The organism is Candidatus Hydrogenedentota bacterium (assembly GCA_018005585.1).
GTDB lineage: Bacteria > Hydrogenedentota > Hydrogenedentia > Hydrogenedentales > JAGMZX01 > JAGMZX01.
In genome coordinates this window covers 15,728-19,582 of the sequence record JAGMZX010000115.1, presented here as the reverse complement: position 1 = coordinate 19,582, position 3,855 = coordinate 15,728, and the positions used below count along the sequence as shown (strand labels likewise).

General features: G+C 63.9%; 5 protein-coding genes. 3 read left to right on the top strand and 2 right to left on the bottom strand.

All coding sequences use genetic code 11. The features are described 5' to 3' along the window. Positions 1-782: 782 nt before the first annotated feature. Positions 783-1,118 (bottom strand): Rieske (2Fe-2S) protein, encoded by a 336-nt coding sequence (locus KA184_17205; protein MBP8131321.1) that lies wholly within the window; start codon positions 1,116-1,118, stop codon positions 783-785. A 169-nt stretch (positions 1,119-1,287) separates the two neighbouring features. On the opposite strand from KA184_17205, the gene KA184_17200 reads away from it, so the two are divergent. From KA184_17200 to KA184_17190, 3 genes are read left to right on the top strand one after another with little or no spacing between them, the layout of a single operon-like run. Next, positions 1,288-1,530, top strand: a complete 243-nt coding sequence (locus KA184_17200) for a DUF1858 domain-containing protein (protein ID MBP8131320.1) — start codon at positions 1,288-1,290, stop codon at positions 1,528-1,530. A gap of 7 nt (positions 1,531-1,537) precedes the next feature. Further along, positions 1,538-1,891: an iron-sulfur cluster assembly accessory protein gene (locus KA184_17195; GenBank protein MBP8131319.1), complete on the top strand. Its 354-nt coding sequence runs from the start codon at positions 1,538-1,540 to the stop codon at positions 1,889-1,891. A 4-nt stretch (positions 1,892-1,895) separates the two neighbouring features. Then, complete coding sequence (locus KA184_17190) at positions 1,896-3,668, top strand: tetratricopeptide repeat protein (GenBank protein ID MBP8131318.1); 1,773 nt, start codon at positions 1,896-1,898, stop codon at positions 3,666-3,668. Here KA184_17190 and KA184_17185 read toward each other — a convergent pair. Beyond that, on the bottom strand, positions 3,652-3,855 hold a 204-nt coding region (locus tag KA184_17185), incomplete at its 5' end, for a J domain-containing protein (protein MBP8131317.1). The genes KA184_17190 and KA184_17185 overlap by 17 nt on opposite strands.

Sequence of the window (3,855 nt, the reverse complement as noted above, 5' to 3'; positions counted from 1 at the left end):
ACTTGCGCCGCAGCCCCAGTTCCCGCTCGACAAGCGCCTCGACCCACTTCTGGATCGACGTATCCTCCTCAGCCACGCGAATCCGCAGCGCCTTGTGCGTATCCACCGACAGCCGCACGATGATCGTACGGCTGGTTTCCGTATCACGTATGCCATCTGCCAACGTTCCGTTTCTCCTCTATGGCGCCGCCGCGCGCTCTTGGTTGTGGGAATCCTGAGATATTTATAAATCATAGATTGCAATTTGTCAAATCGTCCTGCCGGGATGTTCCACTCCCGGGAGGCGGCAGAACACCCGGCTGCGTGATGAATCCGGCGGGCAGAGCCATGTTTGCCGTCTCAAACGTGCGGCGGTTCCCGACCTCGACGAGAACATGCTTGGCAGGGACAACAGCGGAATGACGGGCCGCACTCGTGATTACGGTCGCCCTGTGTCGGACCTCTATCGGATTCATGGCAGCGACATAGCAGGAAGTGCCTGCAAACACCGGTGTCATCGCTTTCGCGCACCGCAGAAGTACTGGTCATGGTTCTCTGCAACGTCTGCCGGAAGGGTACTTGCCTCGCCAGTCACCGGGGCGCGCCGCGCCGCGAATGAGGGGATTCGCTCTTGGGCAAGTGTCTCCGCAGCCGGCAACACCTCGGTCCGTACACGGGTTCCCTCCTCAAGAACCGCAGGCTGGTCAAGGACCACGGCCGCTTGTCTAACGTGCCCTTCGTGTGTCATCCGGTTTTTCCCTTTGTGTTTTCACACAACCTGCCAGGAGGGGCACGAAACCCCGTTATTCCGCCGACGCCTCCGTGTCAATGGGCCGCAGAGACACATAGATGTTGTCCCCCTCGACTTTCACTGCGTAGCGGCGTAGTCCCGCCGTCCCCCCTTCGAGGCACGCGCCCGTCCGCAGGTCGTAACGCCACCCGTGCCTGGGACAAGTCACCACGTCGCCCTGACGGCGGCCAGTGCTGAGGTCCGCCCCCTGGTGGCGGCAGGCAATCTCCATGGCGCGGAAAGAGCCGTCTGGCTCCCGGAACACCGCCACCGGCCGCGTCAAGACGCGGTAGACGAGCATGGATTTGCCCTCGAAGTCCCGCTTGGTAGCCAGTTTCACGAAGTCCACGCGCCGTGTTCCTTATCCTATGACGACGCGACCGTTCCCGGCCGGAGCAGGAATGCGCCGTCTTGCCCGAGTGTTTCGCTTGTAGAACGCAGAAACGCGCGCCATCCTTGATTTCTCGGGGATTATACTTCATGCTAACATCTCCGAAAACAAGGAGCTGTGGATTATCATGTTGGAAGCAGACAACCGGTATTTTCGTCCTGACATGACCGTAGGCGAGGCAATGGATTTGCATCCGCGCGTCGCCGAAGTCTTTGCGGCCTTCCATCTCGGCGGATGCTCCCACTGCGGCATCCGGCAATACGAAACCATCGAGCAGGTGTGCATGGCCTATGGCGTGGACCTCGAAACCATGCTCGAAGTGCTCGAGAGCCTGATGGAACAGCCGGAGGACGAAGCAGCCAAGGAATAGGCCGCTCATGACCACGTCCGAACGTTCCGCTCCGAAAGCGTTAATAACCGCGACCGCCGCCGCGGTGGAGGAATTGAAGAAACTGAGCGCCGCCGCCGGCGAAGGCAAGGACGGCGTACGCCTCGGAGTGAAGGGAGGCGGCTGTTCGGGCTTCTCCTACGTGCTGGAGTTCGACGCGCGGCGCGAAGGTGATCATGTCCTGGAACAGGACGGCGTGGCATTTCTGATTGACCGCAAGTCCGCCATCTACTTGAAGGGGGTGCTGCTGGACTACCGGGGCGGACTGCGCGGCAAGGGATTCGCGTTTCAGAATCCCAATGCCGCCAATACATGTGGCTGCGGCGAGTCATTTGCCGTCTGAGTCCATGGGCGTACTCCGCGAACTGGAAGCAGTCCGGAATTCAGCCGGCCTCTGGCGGCGCGCCAGTCATACCGTGTTGCGCGTTCACGGCCGCGACGCGGTCTCCTGGCTCCAGAGCCAGACAACCCAGGATGTGCTCGCCCTGCGCGAGGGCGAGGGCCTGCGCAACGCCCTGCTCGACCGGCAGGCTCGCGTGCTCGCATTCTTCACCACCCATCGCTGGGGCGGCGAGATGTGGCTCATCATGGAAACGGGCACGGTGGCCGCATTCCTGGATCGCGTCGCGACCCATGTCTTTCTCGAAGACGTCCAAGTCGAAGATGTAGGCCGCGCCGCCCCGCAGATCCTCGTCGAAGGTCCGCGCAGCCTGCTCTTCCTGGCCGGTCTCTGCTCTGCCGGCGCGGAAGAAGCCGCGACCCGCTTTCCGGCCCGGGCCTACGCGTTCGCCCCGGTCGTCCTGCTGGGCCATGAACTCCTTTGCTTCCGCATGAGTGAATCCGGCGAGGACGGTTTTCTCCTGCTGGCGGCGGAGGAAGAGGCCGACGCGCTGTTTGCCGCGCTGGAACGGGAAGGGCGAAGCCGCGGCGTTATCACTATTGGCGAAGACGCGCGAAATATCCTCCGTGTCGAGGCAGGAACACTCCGCTATGGACGGGACGTGGACGAGCGCAGCGTGGTCGCCGCGACGCCGCTCGAACAAGGCGCGGTCAGCTATGCGAAAGGCTGCTATCCCGGCCAGGAGGTCGTGGCCCGTCTGAAAAGCTACGGGTCGCCCAAGTCGGCTCTGATGGGCCTCATTTTCGAGGACCCCGGCATATCGCTCCCCGCGCCCGGAACAGAATTGCGCGGCGGCGGCCAGAAGGCCGGCATCCTGCGCAGTGCGGCCTTCTCCCCCACGTTCCAGCGCTGGGTCGCCATGGCCTCACTCGAACGCAATCACCGCGTCCCCGGCAGCGTCCTGGAGTGCACTTGGGAAAACAGGACCGGGCCGGCCCGCGCAACGGTCACGCCGCTGCCCTTTCACACACCCCCGACGCGCGAACAATACGCCCGGCGGCTGTATGAGCAGGCCATTGAACGCTTCCACGCCGATGCAAACGATGAGGACACGGCGGCGCTCGACCTCCTGCGCGACGCGGTAACGCTCCATCCCGCCTTCGAGGACGCCCACGAAGCGCTGGGCGTCATCCTGCACCGTCAGGGCCGCACGGATGAGGCCATCCGGCGCATGAAGACGCTCGCAAGCCTTAATCCGGGCGCGGTAATGGCACACACGAACCTCTCTGTCTTCTACGTTGCCAAGGGCATGCTCCGAGAAGCGGAGGAAGAAAAGGCCATCGCCCGGCAACTCGAAGCGAAAGCGCAACTGGACGCGCGGGCGGCCCGCAAACTGGCCGAGGAAGAACGCGCCCGGCTCCGCCGCGAAGCCGAGGAACGCATCGGCATGTTCCAAGAGGTCCTCGATATGGACCCGGAAGACGCGGTCGCGGCCATGGGCCTCGGCAGCGCCTACATGCAGCTGGAACGCTACACGGACGCCTTACCCTGGCTCGAAACCGCTGTCCGCGCCAAGAGAGACTACAGCGCGGCCTACCTTAGACTCGGCGAGTGCCTCGAACGTGTCGGTGGTCCCGCCGCCACGGCCGAGGCTTACCGCCGCGGCATAGAAGCCGCCAGCCGCAAAGGAGATTTGATGCCCCTGCGCGAAATGGAGCGCCGGCTCGCCGCGATCCAGCCCGCCGGCCAGCGGAAAAGCCCGTCTACCGCTCCCGTCTGAGCCGTTTCAGCACCGAATACGCTTCGTTCAACGCGCGCATCGCGTCCTCGTCGCCCCCGAGGTCCGGGTGATGAATCTTCGCCTTGCGCCGGTACGCGCGCTCGACCTCTTCCCACCGCGCCGAGGGCGACACGCCCAGCAGCCGGTAGCACACCTCAATGTCCTGTTTGCCGGGCGGCGGCGGCGC

Excerpts from the sequence above, each read along its gene's own strand:
- KA184_17195 (MBP8131319.1), top strand. The coding sequence starts at position 1,538 with ATGACCACGTCCGAACGTTCCGCTCCGAAAGCGTTAATAACCGCGACC.
- KA184_17200 (MBP8131320.1), top strand. The coding sequence starts at position 1,288 with ATGTTGGAAGCAGACAACCGGTATTTTCGTCCTGACATGACCGTAGGC.
- KA184_17190 (MBP8131318.1), top strand. The coding sequence starts at position 1,896 with ATGGGCGTACTCCGCGAACTGGAAGCAGTCCGGAATTCAGCCGGCCTC.